Below are 18833 nucleotides of genomic sequence, written 5' to 3'. Positions count from 1 at the left end.
CGTTTCCCTTAGGGTTGCGCCGTTGTGGCACAGCCACAATAGCGCCGCCCCCCGCCGCCGACGCAGAAAGCGCGGCAGGTAGTCCAGTATTACGCTGTGGCGGTTTAAAGCTGTGGTCTATTTTAGTTCGGCAAGGTTTCGGACGTATTGACCTTTGGGGAATAAAATAGCTATCTTGAATACTTCCTAGCAAGGGGAATTAGAGCGAACTCCTTTTGCAATCCCACGCTTTAGCGTATAATGTGTCTACGGCGCCCCTTCGCCGTCGATCGGTCTTAACGCACCGTTTGTGGGATTACTTGTATCATCCTGACACTCGCCTTTTCGAGACCATCTTCGCTTTGGCTTTGCTAAGATGGTCAAATTTGTTTCAGACAAATTTGTCAGACGTAGTGCAAACTCGCCAAACATCCCTGTTTGGCGTGCTAACCTCACTCTGTTGTCGGCACATTCAGACGCCGAAACAAAACAGACAACATAACCTTGAGTGGTTTTTATAAGTTACTTTTTATAAAAAAACAATACAGTGGAATGGCAACACAGTTACCCTCCAAAAGCTGGTTATGTAAACCTATTGATTTTATTGTTTTTTTAAATATGCTAAATAAAATCAGTATTCTTATGACTAGATTTGAATTGTTCAAATGATGCTATTAAGCAATGTTATTTATGTGAGTTATTTCTTTTAAAAGTTGCAGTACTATTTTATTGCAATGTATTAATATTACTTATAACTCATAAAAAAAGATTGAAATCGTTTGGTTGTTAAGTAACCATATAAGTGTAATACCCATTTTTGCAAACGATAAAGCAAAATCTGACAAACTAAATAATTGATGATAAGGATCCAACATGTTTAGTAAAGATATGACTATTGCCGATTATGATGCGGAATTGTGGAATGCTATTAAAGGTGAAGAACAGCGCCAAGAAGATCACCTTGAACTGATCGCATCAGAAAACTACACCAGCCCACGAGTAATGCAAGCGCAAGGTTCGCAATTAACCAATAAATATGCCGAAGGTTATCCCGGAAAACGTTATTATGGTGGTTGTGAGTATGTTGATGTTGTTGAAAAATTAGCAATTGATCGTGCTAAGGCTTTATTTGGTGCTGATTATGCTAATGTGCAGCCGCATTCAGGTTCACAAGCTAATTTTGCCGTTTATATGGCGCTTTTAAATACAGGCGATACTGTTTTAGGTATGAATTTGTCTGAAGGTGGGCATTTGACGCATGGTTCGCCCGTTAGCTTTTCGGGTAAACTTTATCATGTTGTGGATTATGGTGTTGATGAATCAGGGCGTATTGATTATGACAAGTTAGCTAAAACAGCCCAAGAATCTAAACCTAAAATGATTATTGGTGGATTTTCGGCTTATTCTGGTGTAGTGGATTGGCAACGTATGCGCGAAATCGCCGATAGTGTGGGGGCTTATTTGTTTGTGGATATGGCGCATGTGGCAGGGCTAGTTGCGGCAGGTGTTTATCCAAATCCAGTTCCTTATGCTCACGTTGTTACTACTACAACTCATAAAACTTTAGGTGGTCCTCGTGGCGGTTTGATTTTGGCTAAAGGTGGTAGTGAAGAATTATATAAAAAGTTAAATTCGGCTGTCTTTCCAGGAGCGCAAGGTGGTCCTTTAATGCATGTAATTGCCGCTAAAGCAGTTGCGTTAAAAGAGGCGATGGAGCCTGAGTATAAAATCTATCAACAACAAGTGGTGAAAAACGCTAAAGCTATGGTCGAGGTGATTTTGCAACGTGGCTATAAAGTAGTTTCTGGTGAAACACAAAACCATCTGTTTTTAATTGATTTAGTCGATAAAAATATTACAGGTAAAGAAGCTGATGCGGCTTTAGGTAGTGCTAATATTACCGTTAATAAAAATAGTGTACCAAAAGATCCACAAAGCCCATTTGTAACATCTGGTGTGCGTATCGGTACGCCGGCTATTACTCGCCGAGGCTTTAGAGAAGCCGAGTCGCGAGATTTAGCTAATTGGATTTGTGATGTTTTAGATAATATCGATGACGAGCAAAACATCCAAGCTGTGAAAGAAAAGGTGCTTGCAATTTGCTGTCGTTTGCCGGTTTATCAGCATTAATGGTTGTTTCATTTCGCCGACGGTTGTCGGCGAAATGGTTTTTTGATTTTATTTACCAATATTGGCATTTGTGTCAGTTTTGTTTTGGGTTTGTGCTTGTTTGTGCTGTTCGATATAGCGGTCAAGGTAACCTTCATGCCATAACCAGCCTCCTGTAACTCCAATACTAAGTAAAATTGCTAACCAAAAAATAATAACTAATTTGTTGTGACGTTGTTTCATTGGATCGTGCAAATTACGTTTTGCATTGGTAGGGAGCTGGGCTTTGCTAGTGAGCAAGCTTCCTAGCATTAAATTAATTTTGACTTGCCCATTAATTGCCCAACCAGATGCTTCTAGTAATGGCCCAAGCGTTCTTCGACGTAATTTTAACCATGCTAAAATAACAGAAGGTCCTGAAATAATTAGAAATAACCCAATAAAAACTAAAGGTACTTGCCACCAAGCTAGTGCAAAAATGGCTTGGAATATTGTGGCTAATGCTGTGCCGATTGCGCCAATGGCTAAACCAATTGCAGCAAAAATCCCTACACTTTTACCAATATCAAATTTATTAGCTGGATTTTGTAGTGCTTGTTCACTTGATTTTTCAACATCGGCATCTTTGCTGCTTGCCCATTTGTTAATTTGTTCGGTAATCACACGCCCCATACGTTGATAAGGAGCCCAAATTGCTTGTTGGATGCTGATTGGCTTAGTGATTATTTTAACAACATTGGCATCCCAATCGTTACCTTTATTGTCAATAAACACACCATTGCGACCTTCAATTAATAAATCACCTTGTCCTGCTGTCATTGCTGCTGCAATTAGCTGTTTTTCTCCATGTCTAGTGCATTCACAATAAAGTAAACAGAGTTCAGAATAATTTGCCATGGTTGCGTGTTTGGCAATATTATCGACCGCAACGCAAAGTGTTGCACAGCGACCATCAATGTAGAGTTTACCAAGTTGAAATGCTGCTCGTGTTTCAGGCTGGAAGAAGTCTGCAAAAGAGGCAAAGTTAACTAGCAAACGGTAAAGATGTTTATGAAATAGGACTAATTTTTCTAGCACTAGAATATCTGAGGCAGATATTGGTGTTTGATTATCTTGTTCAACCATTTTCTCAAATTCGGTCAGTAAATCATTGTTAGCTAGGTTGGTAATGATGCTAATAGGAATATCATCTATATTGGCCGAAGGCTCAATTTCAACGGTTAATTGTGCCATTTCGGGCTTAGTGCTAATAAGTGTGGTATATGCTTGCAAGCTTTGTTTTATATTTTGCCATTCTTGTTGTGTTAGTTGGTCTGGGTTGGATAATGATGATTCTATTAATGCCTTAAATCGGCTGATTTTAGCTTTCCAAAGTGGATTTAGCCCATTGACTAGATCTAGAGTATCAGTGGTGTCGATTTTGGATAGCGGTAATTCGGCTAATTCTTCTTCAGATAGTAATCCGTTTTGTGTTGGTACAATATATTTTTCGTCGACATTAAGTGCCGTTTGCGCTTGAGGGGCGTATTGTGCTAATTCAGCACGTAAAAAATAATCATCAATTTTGGGTTTTAATAGCTGAATTAGTTTCCAAATTTCTGCGGTATTTTCACCAAATGGGGTTTGCGTATTACTTATTTTTGTTTGCCATTGTAACCACGTTTGTAGATTTTCAACAAAGGTGGTTGCTATGTTTAAATCAATGCCATCTTGCCCACTCATATCTTTTTGTGCACCAGTAGTTTTGATTGCTGTTGTAATAAACATTTGCATGTTTGGTGACAATTCGCTTGATGGAGGAAAGATTAAATCACCATTATAAAGTTTGTCAGCATTGATTTTTATTGATTGTTGTATATCATCTTGTGTTAAATAATCCACATTTTTTTTATTTAAGCTAGCTAAAATGCTTTGTGCGGTGACTGATAATTTTTTTCCTTGCGGGGTCGATGCGTTAATTTGTGATAATAGTAATGTTTCACTTGTACTTAAGATACTATCAAATGAATTGATTTTATCGCAAGTCCAGCTAATGGCATCTAAAATATCAGGTATGCGAATACGTCCGTCATTATCTGAATCGAGTAGAGATAAGGTTCGTTCATCAAAATCCAACCCTGTTGTTGGGCAACTTAAAGCCACCCATAATTTAGGATCTAAATCAGGTAAATTGATAATATCACTGGCACTTTTAAATACGACTTGATCAAGCCCACCAACACGTTGAAATGTCCACATATGGCTCATAATAATCTCCACACAAAAATTTGATAATATCTTTGTTAAAAGAAAACAGTGGGTTGTCTACATTTCATGACTAAAATAACCCTCTAAACACTCATAAGGCTTTTTACTGGATATCGCTTGATGAGATTTAATTGTATTATAATAGCTAATAAATCGCTTAAACTTTTGTTTTCTATTTTTTGAATCTTCGGATATTTGCTGATTATGCCATATCTCCATTAAAGTTCGTACCACTCTTTCTGCTTTTCCATTTATTTATTGGTAGTTAGGTTTAGTGACTTTTTGGTTTATGTGATTATTATGCATTTTAACAAATCGGTGAATGCTACGCTTTCTTTATGATATAGTCGCTGTTGAACCTAGTGAAAAATAAAGCCTAATGGAAAAGGAGATTGTTAAATGAATAAAATAGGAAAAGATGAATTAGTAGTTACCTCACTTTTATCTATACTTTTGGATGATACACTTGAATATTATAAAACTCATTTAAGTGATCCGAGTAAATCCACAAACGACAATAACATTGAATGTTCTAAAGCGACGTTGATTACGGCTACTGTCACTCATAAAATCCATTGACCAACATTCACCTTGTTTATTGGGGACTAATAACCTTTCCGGGCATCGTGGATGAATACGTTTTTTACGCTTTATCCTGAGATTAAGCTTTAATTGGCAATACACCCGATACACCCGTTTATGATTCCATTTATAGCCGAGCTTTCTGATACGATTAAAGCATTTAGGAAAGCCCCAGCGTAAATGCCGGTCTGTGATAGCATTCAACACCGAAATAATCACCGAATCATCCTGTAACTTAGGTTGATAATAGTAAGCACAACGGCTTAAGCCAACGATAGCGCAGCTCATAGCTATAGTAACAGAATGATTTTGTTGTAGTTGCTGTGCCCACGTTTTACGTGCCTTTGTGGGCACTAAAGCTTTTTTATGATTTCTTCCTGAAGCTGGGATTTTAAGCTCAGTTCGGCAAACATCTGCTTAAGCTTGCGGTTTTCATTATGTCAGATATTATATGGATCAAACGCATAATAACTCCCGTAAATTTATTTAGAAATTGATTTAGGAATCCAACAAATTGCTAAAATACCGACAATGAAAGTTAGTGCACTTGCCACAAGGATTGCAATGTGCATTCCATCGACAAAAGCAAACTTTGCCTGATTGATTAATGCAATCGATAAATTCGGATAATCCAGTGTTTCATTTAATGTTCCAGCAACATTTGGTCCAGAAACTCTAAAGTAAAATGCAGCTAAAGAACCCAAGATAGTAATTCCCAATGCATTTCCTATTTCGTTACTTGTTTCTGCTAATGAAGCTGCTGCTCCGGCGTTAGCAGGAGGTACTGCTGAAATAGCTATCTCTGCGACTAGGCTAAAAGATAGTCCATATCCAACACCAGCTATAATAGATGAAATTATTACTGCAATAACTCCGTGTTCTATATTTGTAAATAATAGAATAGCTATTCCCAAGCTAAGGAAAAAATGAGTCATGACTAGAGAATTCTTTTTACCAATACGATCAGCTATTTTATTTGTTACGATACAAGTAATGATTAATACAAACGCACCAGGTAGAGCAAATAATGCAGCTGTAAAGACATCAAATCCTAGAACAGATTGAAGATAAATACCCGTTAAATAGCCCGAAGCAGACCATACGACCAAGGATAATAATCCTGTAGCAATTGCAATTGAAAAAACACGATCTTTAAATAAAGATACATTCAACAGTGGATATTTAATATGATTTTGTCTTCTGACAAACCAAATTAAACTTATGATACCAATCAAACCAATTGTGATTTGTAAAGTAGATATACCATAGGCTGCGGCGTTTTTTATTGAATAAGTGAATAATAAAATTCCTGCAAATGATAAAACTAAACTTAATATGTCTATCTTTCCATAGTTTACTTGCTTAACTTCTTTTAGAAAAATAGGAGAAAAGATCAAAAATAAAATAATTACTGGGATATTAATAAAAAATACAACTCCCCAGTCAAATTTACTTAGAAGAAGTCCACCTATTATTGGTCCAATTGCAAATCCCCCAGCAAATGTAGCAGCAAATATTCCAATTGCTTGTGCAAGCTGCTTTGGATTTAAAAATAAGTTACTTAAAATAGCAAGCCCTGATGGCAGTAATGTAGCTCCTCCTAGCCCCATAATCGCTCGACTAATAATTAACATTTCTGGACTTGATGAAAATGCAGCACAAATTGAACCAACACCAAAAGTTATTGAGCCAAATATAATTAATCGTAGTCTTCCATAATGATCTCCTATGTTTCCAAATACGACTAATAAAGAGCCAACAATAAATCCATAAATATCTAATATCCATAATGACTGATCGGCTGTAGGTAAAATTGAAGATGTAATCTTTGGCATAGCCAAATATAGTACAGAACCATCCATTGAAACCAAAAGTACTAACGCTAATATAGTTATTAACCCAAACCATGCTTTTTTATCTGCTTTCGAGTTAACAATTGAACTGTCTTGATTTTTTTCTGTCATAATTAATTATCCTAAGCTGATAAAGTATTTTTTTTAAAAAGTTAATTCTTGATTATCAATAAGAATATTGAATAAGCTTTTTTTAAATATAGATAGTTTTTTTTTGATACTATAGTCTTTGATAGTAGCGAAATATGTTCTCTTTAAAACAAAACTAGCTCCGATTCCGTTGTTAATTTCATTTGAAATGATACTATCTACAAGATTTTTATGTTCTTTATCACTATTACTGTAATGTTCATTTTCGATAAGTAGATTATGATCTTCTATCATTTCTATTATTTTTGTTTGTTGTTTAATTTTCATTACAACAAGAGGAGTTTCGTCATCAACATATTTGAATCCTTTCTCTTTAATTTGTTTAAATGGGATTAATGCTAATACATCATGTAGTTTATTTTGTTTATAATCGAAAGAATCAAACGAAATATCGTCAAGTGTGTCGTAAGTTGCAAAATTGCCAGTAAATACGTCGACTGTGTTGTTGTCTAATTTCGGTCTATAAACGATAGCAAATGAAGTGGGTTGATCTGAAAGAATTGATTCTAAATTCTCGTTCATATTATTTAGTTTCATTTTCAAAAAAATTTAGAAAAAATGTTGCATATCATGAATTAATAATACTGCTCGAGAGCAATTAATTTTCCAATTTGGTATATTTGAGAATAACTCATCTTTTTTGGGGAATGAGTAATTAATTTTAAATGGTATATATTCCATATCAACGGTCCTTTTAATTATGTTAAAAACCCAAACTGTTATATTAAAGCCATACAAGTGAGATAATTACAATTAAGGTGGCATTTTGCGAACTTTATCACTAAGCGACAATTGTCTATTCATGCAATTTGTCATTAAGTGACATATTAAGTATATGAAAAGTATTGCTGCTTGACAAGAATAATTAGTAAAATACTTAGATTTTCTTACATATCTAATATAGCTTTATACTGTTAGAGTCTGTAACTAAAAGGTATGACATATAAGAATGAAGTACTCAATTTAAATTTTAGTGGAGCATTAATACGTGACAAAAACAAACGACTCTCTTCGAGAAAGAAAAAAAATAAAAATGCGAGAAGAGCTAGTTGAAGCCGCATTCAAGTTATTTGTACAAAAAGGGTTTGATAATACCACCGTAAATGATATCGCAGATCTTGCTGATGTATCATCTAGGACGTTTTTTCGTTATTTTTCCTGTAAAGAGGATGTGGTTCTAGATTATCAGCTAGTCGAATATGATGAAATTATCACATCTTTAGAGTTTAGACCCGCAACTGAATCCATATTACTTGCATTACGAAAATCATCGGTAAATGTAACAAAATGCTGTGAAGAGGGAGCTTACGGAATAGATCCAAATAGATTTAAGACACTAAGAGATTTAATTCGGAATCATCCGTCGATTCGTGCAAAAAATAATGAATTATTACAATCAAAAAAACAACTCCTTACCGAATTAATTGCAAAAAAATTAGGGGTAAACCATTTGCATGATATGAGACCAATGATATTATCGACTCTATTAGAGTTTGTATATAGTGCTGCCTATGATATATGGAAAGAGAAAAAGGACTCTGCACCATTTTATGATGTATTAGATGAAACCTTTGTTCTTATAGAAAATGGAATGAACTATCCCTGCGTATATTAAATACATGATGAAGGCACTACCACTACAATTCATCAAAATGAATGGATCGGCTACACTAAGTAGTACCAGTTTTATAAGGTCATTGTTATGATAAACTAAAAAATAAGAGAAGGTAACAACAGTGGCAATCGATTCCTCGCGCAGAGCAACTAACGAGTTCAAAAAACAAATGGTCATACAACTACTTTAATTTATAAAAATCAGACGGCTCTTAGGTCATTTATATTTATTCGTAACCAGTTAAAAGGTTAGAGAATTCATCAAATGACGAAACTAACTTGGTATTTTCATAGGTTTCAATATCTTCTACTTTTAATAAATCTATACATTTTTTATTTGCTGTCATCAATGGAAAATCTGGACCTGCAATAAACATTGGATGTTCATGAATAAGTAAAAAGATGGCTTTTCCTAACTCTAGATGATCAGAAGGTTTAATAATTTCAATCGACTCTATTATTTCCTTGCTACTCTCTTTGAAGGATAGATATAAGGTACAATGATTGCAAATAATCATATCTTCATAAACTTCATCACCATAATCTAATAAATATTCTTCGTCATTTTTTTTAGTACAATACGAGCTAAACGCATTTAAAACAATATCTTGTGTAACACTGTCATCCACTGCAATGATACTATATTCTATTCCCATGAATCAGTCCTTAAATAGTTATAATTCAAATAAAATATTTACGCACTATAAGTATAACAACACAGTTAAATAAAAATAGTAAGTTGTTTACGTATCTATTCTACTGTTACTGATTTTGCCAAATTACGAGGCTGATCGACATCGGTGCCTTTGATCAAAGCAACATGATACGCCAGTAGTTGTGTGGGTACCGTGTAATATATTGGTGCAGTAAATTCTTCAATATGGGGTAGGCTTATGATGTGCATGGTGTCATCACTAACAAATTCCGCATCTTGTTCAGCAAAAACATACAGTTGACCACCACGCGCTCGAACTTCTTCTATATTAGATTTTAATTTTTCTAGCATTTCGTTGGTTGGTGCCATAACAATCACTGGCATATCCGCATCAATTAATGCAAGTGGGCCATGTTTGAGCTCACCAGCAGCATAGGCTTCAGCGTGAATATAAGATATTTCTTTGAGTTTTAGCGAAGCCTCCATAGCGATTGGATACTCATCACCTCGACCTAAGAATAGCGCATGATGTTTATCAACAAAATAACTAGCTAGTTTTTTAATTTGAGGTTCTGCCGTGAGCACTTGCTCAATGCGGTTTGGTAGAATTTGTAGCGCATGCACAATAGCCTGCTCAGTATTTTCAGCCATATTATTTATGCGTCCTAATTTAACAACTAGTAGCAATAAAACCGTTAATTGTGTGGTAAAGGCTTTAGTTGACGCAACACCGATTTCAACCCCCGCCTTGGTTAATAGAACTAAATCTGCTTCGCGCACTAGTGTTGAGGCAGCCACATTACAGATAGCAAGGGTGCTTAGGTAATTATTTTCTTTGGCTAATCGCAATGCAGCGAGTGTGTCAGCTGTTTCACCGGATTGTGAAAGAGTGATAAATAAACTATTTTTGCGACGAGCTGGATTTCGATAACGAAATTCTGATGCAATCTCGACATCACAAGGAATTCCTGCTAAAGCTTCAAACCAATAACGTGCAACCATACCTGCATTATAAGCAGTACCACAGGCAACAATTTGAACATGCTCAACTTGTTTAAAGATGGTTTTGGCCTCATCACCAAGTTCGGAAAAATCAACTTTACCATGTACCATGCGGCCTTCAAGCGTATTTTTTATTGCATTAGGTTGTTCGTAGATCTCTTTTTGCATGTAATGACTGTAGCCAGCTTTACTGCCAGCATCATATTTTGCATCAGATTCTATACATGGCCTTGTTACTTCTTGACGATTTTTGTCTAAGATTGACACCGTACGGTGAGTAATAAGTGCGATATCGCCTTCTTCCAAATAGATAAATTGGCGAGTGACAGGTAGTAGAGCTAGTTGATCGGATGCGATAAAATTCTCACCTACGCCACAACCAATAACTAATGGACTACCTGAACGTGCTGCGACAAGTATATCTGGATTGCGGGTATCCATAATGACTGTACCATAAGCCCCTCGTAGTTGTGGAATGGCTTTTTGTACAGCGTCAAATAAGGAACAATCTTCTGTTGATATGATGTTATGAATTAAATGGGCAATAACTTCACTATCCGTTTCTGAACGAAATTGGTAACCTTTGGAGATTAGCTTTTCACGCAGTGGTTCAAAATTTTCGATAATGCCATTATGCACAACAGCAATAAAATCAGATACATGTGGATGAGCATTGTGTTCGGCTGGTTCACCATGGGTTGCCCAGCGAGTATGAGCAATTCCTGTAGATCCTTTTAGTGGATGCTGTTCAATGGCATCTTTAAGTGCTTGTACTTTGCCAACACGACGAACGCGTTGTAATTCACCTTGTGGTGAAATAATTGCCAGTCCTGCCGAGTCATAACCCCGATATTCTAATCGTTTTAAACCCTCTAATAATATTTCAGAAATATCACGTTTGGCGATAGCTCCTACAATTCCGCACATATTTTATTCCTCATCAGTTAACTTTGTTGGTCTCTTCCAACCAGTAAGTTGTTTTTGTTTAACTCGACTTACGACCAACTCATTCTCATTTACATTATTGGTAACCGTTGTGCCTGCTGCAATAGTTGCACCTTTACCTACTTTTACAGGTGCAATCAATTGCGTATCAGAACCGACAAACACATCATCTTCAATAATAGTTTTAAATTTATTTGCACCGTCATAATTACAGGTGATGGTTCCTGCACCAATGTTAACGTTACTACCAATTTCGCTATCGCCAAGATAGCTTAAGTGCCCAGCTTTACTTGCTTTGCCTAGGTGTGCTTTTTTTAATTCAACAAAGTTACCAACATGGGCTTGTTCATCAAGCTGTGAACCAGGTCGTAGACGGGCGAAAGGTCCGATAGTGCACTGTTTAGCGATAGTTGAATCTTCAATAATGCTATACGGACTGATTCTTGAATTGTCATCAATTGAGCAATTTTTTAAGACACAGCCTGCACCAATAAATACGTTATTGCCTAGTTTGACATTTCCTTCAATAATTACATTACAATCAATCGTAACATCTTTACCATGCAATAGTGTGCCTCGTAAGTCAAAGCGATTTGGATCAAGCAGTGTTACACCCGCTAGTAATAAATTTTGAGCTTGCAGGTGTTGATATTGTCTTTCTAACATTGCCAATTGTAGGCGATTATTAACACCTTCAACTTCAAATTGTTGAACTGGGTGCGAGGTTAAGATTTCATAACCATCTTGGTAAGCAAAAGCAATAATATCGGTTAAGTAGAACTCTTTTTGCACATTATTATTGGTTAAACGTAATAACCAACTTTTCAATAATTTTCCGTTAACTAGCATTATGCCTGTGTTAATTTCGTTGATTCTTTGTTGTTCTGGTGTAGCATCTTTTTGTTCAACAATAGCAACAACTTTGCCATTTTTGCGTTCTATTCGACCATAACCTGTTGGATCTTCAAGAATAACAGTTAATAAAGCGATACCTTGCTGGGGTTTACTGGCAATTAAAGTTTGTAGTGTTTGAGCCGATATAAGCGGAGTGTCGCCATATAAAATTAAGATATCTTCGTCATCTTGAATGTAAGGGATAGCTTGTTGCACAGCATGACCAGTACCTAGTTGTTCAGCTTGATATACCAGTTGCACATGTTGCTCTTTAAGCGCATCTTTAAGCTGTTGTTTGCCATGTCCATAAACAATATTGATGCGATTTGTATTAAGTTGTTGAACTGTATCAATCACATGTTGTAACATCGGCTTGGCGCCAATTTTATGTAAAACTTTAGGTAGGTTGGAATGCATCCGTGTGCCTTTTCCTGCCGCCAAAATAATTGCACTTAGCTTTGGTGGTGAAATTGCCATAATTGGTTCCGATCTGGTTGAATTAGCGTAACACTATAATCAAAATTTTTAATAAAATCATCCCCAATCTTTTAATTTTTATCATAAAAAAAGTAAAATTGATATTTACCAAAGAGTTTAACAAAAGAGGCAGCAAGTTATGAATTCCGCTATAAAAGTTTTATTACTTTATACCACACATGAAAAACAGACATTTAAGATTATGCAACGCATAAAAACACGACTTAATGGTCAATGTGATTGTGATGTTATTGAACTTTTACCTGATACTAAAATCGATTTGACACAATACCAAGCAGCCTTATTGGGAAGTTCGATTCGTTATGGATTTTATAGCAAAGTGATGAAAGCATTTATCGATAAGAATTATCAGCAGTTAAATAGTATGAAGTCTGGATTTTTTGGGGTAAATATGGTTGCAAGAAAACCCAATAAAAATACACCAGAAACAAATTTATATACTAAAAAGTTTTTAGCTAAAATAGCCTGGAAACCAGCTTTTACTGCTGTTTTTGCTGGTGCGCTTTATTATCCTCAATATAATTGGTTTGATCGCAATATGATCCGCTTTATTATGTGGTTAGGGAAAGGTGATACTGATGTAACAAAACCAGTTATTGAATATACAGATTGGGCAAAGGTAGATGAATTTGCCAAACAGTTTTATACTTAAACGTATAGTTACCTGAAACTTTTTTACAAATAAATTGATATTTTTCTAAAGGTATCAAGTGTTCAACTTCTTTTAAAGAAACTTTGTGATATAGATCAACATTTCGGCTAAAAAGGTGTACAATACTGCGCCTATAGAATCTGTCTCCTAATTGGAATTTTAATTGTGATTGAAAATTTAAGAAATATTGCCATTATTGCTCACGTTGACCATGGTAAAACAACATTGGTTGATAAGTTATTAAAACAGTCAGGTACGCTAGATAATCTACGGGGTGACGATAACGAACGCATCATGGACTCTAATGCGCTCGAAAAAGAGCGTGGTATTACCATTTTAGCTAAAAATACTGCTATTGATTGGAATGGTTACCGAATTAATATCGTTGATACCCCAGGACATGCTGATTTTGGCGGTGAAGTTGAACGTGTTATGTCTATGGTTGATTCTGTATTATTGCTCGTTGATGCAATGGATGGACCAATGCCTCAAACACGTTTTGTAACGCAAAAAGCATTTGCTTATGGTTTAAAACCGATTGTGGTTATCAATAAAGTTGACCGCCCAGGTGCTCGCCCTGATTGGGTGGTTGACCAAGTATTTGATCTATTCGTTAATTTAGGAGCTACTGATGAACAGCTAGATTTCCCTATTGTTTATGCTTCTGCATTAATGGGTATTGCGGGCTTAGATCATGAAAATATGGCTGAAGATATGACGCCACTATTTGAAGCGATTGTTAAACATGTTGAACCACCAAAAGTGGATTTAGATGGTCCATTCCAAATGCAAATTTCTCAACTTGATTATAATAATTATGTTGGCGTTATTGGTATTGGTCGTATTAAACGTGGTCGTGTTAAACCAAATCAACAAGTGACTATAGTTGATAGTGAAGGTAACAAACGTACAGGTAAAGTAGGGCAAGTGCTAGGTCATTTAAGGCTGCAACGTTATGAAGCTGAAGTTGCCGAAGCTGGTGATATTATTGCATTAACTGGTCTTGGTGAACTCGGTATCTCTGACACGATTTGTGATAACAGTTGCGTTGAAGCTCTGCCGGCATTAACTGTTGATGAACCAACAGTAACGATGTTCTTTAATGTTAATAGCTCACCATTTGCTGGTAAAGAAGGTAAATATGTAACATCTCGACAAATTCTTGAGCGTTTAAATAAAGAGCTTGTACATAATGTTGCGCTGCGCGTTGAAGAAACTCCAGATCCCGATGCTTTTAGAGTATCTGGTCGTGGTGAATTGCATTTATCAGTACTAATTGAAAATATGCGCCGTGAAGGTTATGAGTTAGGTGTTTCTCGCCCTAAGGTTATTTTTAGAGAAATTGACGGTAAAAAACAAGAACCATTTGAACAAGTTACGCTTGATATTGAAGAACAGCATCAAGGTTCAGTAATGGAAGCCCTTGGTTTACGTAAAGGTGATCTAACAAACATGTTACCAGATGGTAAAGGTCGCGTACGTTTAGATTACGTAATTCCAAGTCGTGGACTTATCGGTTTCAGAACTGAATTTATGACTATGACTTCAGGTACTGGTTTACTTTATTCTACATTTAGTCATTATGATGATATTCGCCCAGGCGAAATTGGCCAGCGTAATAATGGCGTAATGATTTCTAACGGTACAGGTAAAGCATTGGCTTATGCGTTATATGGTTTACAAGACCGTGGTAAGTTATTCCTAGGTCATGGTGCTGAAGTATATGAAGGGCAAATCATTGGTATACATACTCGTTCAAACGATTTAACTGTTAACTGTTTAACAGGTAAAAAATTAACCAATATGCGAGCATCAGGTACTGATGAAGCAACAACACTTTCACCACCAATTAAAATGTCATTGGAACAAGCGTTAGAGTTTATTGACGATGATGAATTAGTTGAAGTAACACCGTTATCTATCCGTCTTCGTAAACGTCATTTGACGGAAAATGACCGAAAACGTGCATTTAGAAGTGGTAACAAAGACTAATTAATATTAGTCCTATCGTAATATGAAAACCTCGCTATTTAGCGAGGTTTTTTTTGGCTTTTACTCTAGCAATGGCATCGGCGATAGACTGTTTTCGGTCGATCGATGTGCTAGTTTTGTTTGCCATCGGTGTGGTCCGAGGAAACAAAATTGTTGGCGGCACCAATTGGTTGTGATTTAATCGCTGTTGCTTTTTCTCAGTTAGCGCTAACTCTTCTGATTCACTTAATACAGTGCCTAAGGTACTTAATGTAATACAGTCTGTTGGACAGGTATTAATACAATTACTACACGAGGTACATAACTGTGGCAAAATAGTGTGTAATACTTGCTTACTGCCGACAATGGCATCAGTTGGGCAAACACGAATGCATTTGCCACAGCCAATACAGTTTTCTTCGTCAATAAATGCTTTATATTGTTCTTGGGTTTGCATAATCACTTCTTGCATTAACTTAAACCTACAATATTACCATCCTTGTCAATATCAATATGCCTATAAGCAGGATTAGTACCAAGCCCTGGCATGGTCATCACATTTCCAGCGTAAACACGAATAAAGCCAGCCCCTGCTGAAATAGCCAAATGGCTGATATCAACGTCAAAATTAGTTGGTACATTTTTTAAGTTAGCATCGGCACTAATTGACATTGGTGTTTTAGCAATACAAAGAGGCAAATGATCCAGTTTTAATTCTTCGATCTCTTTGATGTTTTCCAGTGCAGTGGCTGATAAATTAGCTTTGTTAGCACCATATTTTTTTACCATGGTTTGAATCTTATCTGCGAGTGGCATATTATCAGGATAAGGCAATTTAATTTCACTTGGCATTTCACACGCTTTAATAACATGTTTTGCTAATTTTTCAGCGCCTTTACCGCCTTGAGTAAAGACTTCACTCACTTCACAGGCAAATGCACCGTGTTCAATCGCATATTTTTGTAAAAACGCTAATTCTTCTTCACTATCGTGTGGAAAGCGATTAATAGCGACAATTACTTGTAATCCATAGCTTTTGGCATTGTTGATATGCCATGCTAAATTGGCAGCACCAATTTTAAGTAATTCAACGTTTGACTCAGAAATTTCTTTTGGAATTGCTTGCCCAGGTTTAATATTATATTTACCACTGTTAGATTTTAAACTACGAACTGTTGCAACAAGAACTACACATGAAGCTTTAATGCCAGCTTGGCGATATTTGATATTAAAGAATTTTTCCATACCCATATCCGAACCAAAGCCCGCTTCAGTCACGACATAATCAGCAAGTTGTAAAGCAATGCGATCGGCAATGACAGATGAGTTACCATGAGCAATATTAGCAAAAGGCCCAGCATGAATAAGTACCGGTGTATTTTCAACAGTTTGCATTAGGTTTGGATTAATCGCATTTTTAAGTAACACAGTCATGGCGCCAGCAACTTCAAGTTGTTCTGCGGTGATCGCCTCGCCTTGGATACTATAAGCTAAAATAATGCGTCCAATGCGCGTACGCATATCTTGTAAATCTGATGCTAAGGCTAAAATTGCCATGAGTTCTGACGCTGCGGTAATTTCAAATCCATCTTGGCGCGTAATACCATTAACGCCACCGCCAACACCGACAGTTATTTTGCGAAGTGAACGATCGTTATGATCTATCACTCGCTTCCACACAATGCGATTTACATCAATGTTTAGACGCGGTAAACCTGTTTGTGCAGTAAATTCATCACCTAAACGTTCTTCATGATAAAGCCTTGAATCTAAAGCAGCCGAAGCTAAATCATGTGCGGCAGTAATGGCATGAATGTCACCTGTTAAGTGTAGATTTAATGTTTCCATTGGCAAAACCTCGGCTTTACCACCGCCAGCAGCACCACCTTTAACACCAAATACAGGACCTAAACTTGGTTGACGGATACAAGCGATTGCTGACTTACCAATATAATTTAAGCCCTCACTTAGCCCGATAGTATTAACTGTTTTACCCTCACCAAGTGGCGTCGGCGTGATAGCAGTAACTAATACCAATTTACCGTTAGGTTTGTTTGGTTTGGTTTTAAGAATGGATAGATCAACTTTTGCCACATGCTTGCCGTAAGGCAGGACAAATTCTTCTGGAATGTTGCATTGTTTAGCTATTTCGGTAATTGGATGTAATGGCATATTAATTCTCATCTAACAGTAATTTGGGTTATCAGTATAAATAATTTGATTTGCCGAATAAAGCGACAATTTTATCTTTATCGTTTTTCGGCACAATTCACAATTATCTTGTTATAATTACTAAATCTATTCAATCAACATATATTTCATTAAAGGATAATAATTAAATGAATTGGTTTTCTGAGTATTCACTTTTTTTAGCTGAAACAGCAACAGTTGTTATAGCAATTTTAGCTGTACTTGTTTTTATATTAAGCCAACGCCGTAAATCAGCAACGGTGGCAGGGCGGTTATCGGTTAAAGATATTAGCCAAGAATATGAACAAGTTAAAGACGACATGTTAATGTCAAGCATGGACGAGTTAGAAGCTAAGCTGTTTATGAAAGATCTTAAAAAACAGAAAAAAAATGAGAGAAAGCAAGCGAAATTAGCAGCTAAACAAAAAAAGAAACAAGCTAAAAATCAAGAAAAATCTGCCGAACAAACTTCGTCAGATTCAGATAATGTAGCGAAACCAGTAGAAAGTAATACAAACCAACAAGTTAAACCTAAATTATTTGTATTATCTTTCAATGGCAGCATGAACGCACACGAAGTTGAAGAATTACGCCAAGAAATCACTGCTGTATTAGCTGTTATTAAGCCTGAAGATAAAGTTGTCATTAAGCTTGAAAGCCCAGGTGGCGTGGTTCACGGTTATGGTCTTGCTGCATCGCAATTATTACGGTTTAGACAGCGTGATATACCTTTCACTGTAGTGGTTGATAAAGTTGCGGCAAGTGGGGGATATATGATGGCTTGTACCGCTAACAAAATTGTGGCAGCACCATTTGCAATTGTGGGTTCAATTGGTGTGGTTGCGCAGATCCCTAATTTTAACCGCTTACTCAAAAAACATGATGTAGATATTGAATTACAAACGGCAGGTGCGTATAAGCGTACATTGACGATGTTTGGTGAAAATACCGAAGAAGGACGTCAAAAATTCAAACAAGAATTAGAAGAAACTCATCTTTTATTTAAAGACTTTGTTAAAGAGTATCGCCCAAATGTTGATATCGAACAAGTTGCAACAGGCGAACACTGGTTTGCAACTCAAGCTAAAAATAAAGGCTTAGTTGACGAAATCAGTACGAGTGATGACTTTATTTTATCTCACTTAGAAACACATAAAATTATCTCAGTTTGCTATCAACGTAGGCAAAAGCTATCGGAAAGAATTTCGAAGAACGTGATGAAAAGTGTAGAAAGATTGTTTTTCAGACAAGAAAACGGGCTGTAATAGCCCTTTTTTATTTAGCAAATACTTATATCCTCTTAGACCTAAAATTCAAAAATCATAAATTAAGCTCACTTTTGACGTAAAAGTTTATCAGCAACTGATTAATTTTTAACGATAGCATTAATTGCCAAAACTGAATATCCATTATTCTAAATAGGTTTAATATATAAGCAATCCATAAAAATTAATGGATAAACTCTTTCCTTTAATTACATTTCTTTATGTTT

At 36.1% G+C, this 18833-nt stretch carries 16 protein-coding genes; 5 read left to right on the top strand and 11 right to left on the bottom strand.

Features of this window, described 5'->3' with window-relative positions:
* Positions 1-246: 246 nt before the first annotated feature.
* On the bottom strand, positions 247-435 hold the full coding sequence (locus A9G38_RS12060; protein ID WP_141671772.1) for a hypothetical protein: 189 nt from the start codon (positions 433-435) through the stop codon (positions 247-249).
* A 417-nt stretch (positions 436-852) separates the two neighbouring features.
* On the opposite strand from A9G38_RS12060, the gene glyA reads away from it, so the two are divergent.
* The gene (gene glyA, locus A9G38_RS08260) at positions 853-2109 is read left to right on the top strand and encodes a serine hydroxymethyltransferase (protein ID WP_034915475.1); all 1257 of its coding nucleotides are present in this window, start codon (positions 853-855) and stop codon (positions 2107-2109) included.
* Between the two features lie 48 nt (positions 2110-2157).
* Here glyA and A9G38_RS08255 read toward each other — a convergent pair whose 3' ends face one another.
* The 5 genes from A9G38_RS08255 to A9G38_RS08240 all read right to left on the bottom strand — a co-directional run bounded on the left by A9G38_RS08255 (position 2158) and on the right by A9G38_RS08240 (position 7442).
* Complete coding sequence (locus A9G38_RS08255) at positions 2158-4335, bottom strand: phage holin family protein (RefSeq protein WP_034915478.1); 2178 nt, start codon at positions 4333-4335, stop codon at positions 2158-2160.
* Between the two features lie 57 nt (positions 4336-4392).
* Positions 4393-4590 carry an integrase core domain-containing protein gene (locus tag A9G38_RS12890; protein WP_080702394.1) on the bottom strand — a complete coding sequence of 66 codons (198 nt, stop codon included), beginning with the start codon at positions 4588-4590 and terminating at the stop codon, positions 4393-4395.
* Between the two features lie 231 nt (positions 4591-4821).
* Positions 4822-5271: an IS3 family transposase gene (locus tag A9G38_RS12055; RefSeq protein ID WP_141671770.1), complete on the bottom strand. Its 450-nt coding sequence runs from the start codon at positions 5269-5271 to the stop codon at positions 4822-4824.
* Between the two features lie 128 nt (positions 5272-5399).
* A complete protein-coding gene (locus A9G38_RS08245; RefSeq protein ID WP_051634235.1) occupies positions 5400-6881 on the bottom strand; it encodes an MFS transporter in 1482 nt (493 codons plus the stop codon).
* A 33-nt stretch (positions 6882-6914) separates the two neighbouring features.
* A complete protein-coding gene (locus tag A9G38_RS08240) occupies positions 6915-7442 on the bottom strand; it encodes a hypothetical protein (protein ID WP_034912735.1) in 528 nt (175 codons plus the stop codon).
* Between the two features lie 511 nt (positions 7443-7953).
* On the opposite strand from A9G38_RS08240, the gene A9G38_RS08235 reads away from it, so the two are divergent.
* Positions 7954-8535, top strand: a complete 582-nt coding sequence (locus tag A9G38_RS08235) for a TetR family transcriptional regulator (RefSeq protein WP_051634236.1) — start codon at positions 7954-7956, stop codon at positions 8533-8535.
* 226 nt (positions 8536-8761) lie between these two features.
* Here the strand turns inward: A9G38_RS08235 and A9G38_RS08230 are convergent, their stop codons facing one another.
* From A9G38_RS08230 to glmU, 3 genes are all read right to left on the bottom strand, one after another.
* Positions 8762-9190, bottom strand: coding sequence for a hypothetical protein (locus A9G38_RS08230; RefSeq protein WP_034912732.1), 429 nt, complete (start codon positions 9188-9190; stop codon positions 8762-8764).
* Positions 9191-9285: 95 nt separating this feature from the next.
* Entirely contained in the window at positions 9286-11118 is a 1833-nt protein-coding gene (gene glmS, locus A9G38_RS08225) for a glutamine--fructose-6-phosphate transaminase (isomerizing) (RefSeq protein ID WP_034912729.1), read from the bottom strand.
* A gap of 3 nt (positions 11119-11121) precedes the next feature.
* Positions 11122-12507 carry a bifunctional UDP-N-acetylglucosamine diphosphorylase/glucosamine-1-phosphate N-acetyltransferase GlmU gene (glmU, locus tag A9G38_RS08220; RefSeq protein ID WP_034912726.1) on the bottom strand — a complete coding sequence of 462 codons (1386 nt, stop codon included), beginning with the start codon at positions 12505-12507 and terminating at the stop codon, positions 11122-11124.
* A 139-nt stretch (positions 12508-12646) separates the two neighbouring features.
* Between glmU and hemG the strand changes: the two genes are divergently transcribed.
* Entirely contained in the window at positions 12647-13180 is a 534-nt protein-coding gene (gene hemG, locus A9G38_RS08215; protein WP_080702340.1) for a menaquinone-dependent protoporphyrinogen IX dehydrogenase, read from the top strand.
* 165 nt (positions 13181-13345) lie between these two features.
* Positions 13346-15172 (top strand): ribosome-dependent GTPase TypA, encoded by a 1827-nt coding sequence (gene typA, locus A9G38_RS08210; RefSeq protein ID WP_034912723.1) that lies wholly within the window; start codon positions 13346-13348, stop codon positions 15170-15172.
* A gap of 34 nt (positions 15173-15206) precedes the next feature.
* Here the strand turns inward: typA and A9G38_RS08205 are convergent, their stop codons facing one another.
* Positions 15207-15623: an RnfABCDGE type electron transport complex subunit B gene (locus tag A9G38_RS08205; protein WP_051634234.1), complete on the bottom strand. Its 417-nt coding sequence runs from the start codon at positions 15621-15623 to the stop codon at positions 15207-15209.
* A complete protein-coding gene (locus tag A9G38_RS08200; protein WP_202961566.1) occupies positions 15623-17323 on the bottom strand; it encodes a formate--tetrahydrofolate ligase in 1701 nt (566 codons plus the stop codon). Before A9G38_RS08200 ends, A9G38_RS08205 begins: the two co-directional genes overlap by 1 nt.
* Before the next feature lie 167 nt (positions 17324-17490).
* Between A9G38_RS08200 and sohB the strand changes: the two genes are divergently transcribed.
* On the top strand, positions 17491-18606 hold the full coding sequence (gene sohB / locus A9G38_RS08195) for a protease SohB (RefSeq protein WP_034912717.1): 1116 nt from the start codon (positions 17491-17493) through the stop codon (positions 18604-18606).
* The last annotated feature ends 227 nt before the right edge of the window (positions 18607-18833 follow it).

The sequence above is a fragment of the Gilliamella sp. Imp1-1 genome (assembly GCF_001690415.1).
Classification (GTDB): Bacteria; Pseudomonadota; Gammaproteobacteria; order Enterobacterales; family Orbaceae; genus Gilliamella; species Gilliamella bombi.
Note: the sequence above shows the minus strand (reverse complement) of the source record. Positions and strands in the feature narration are given on the sequence as shown.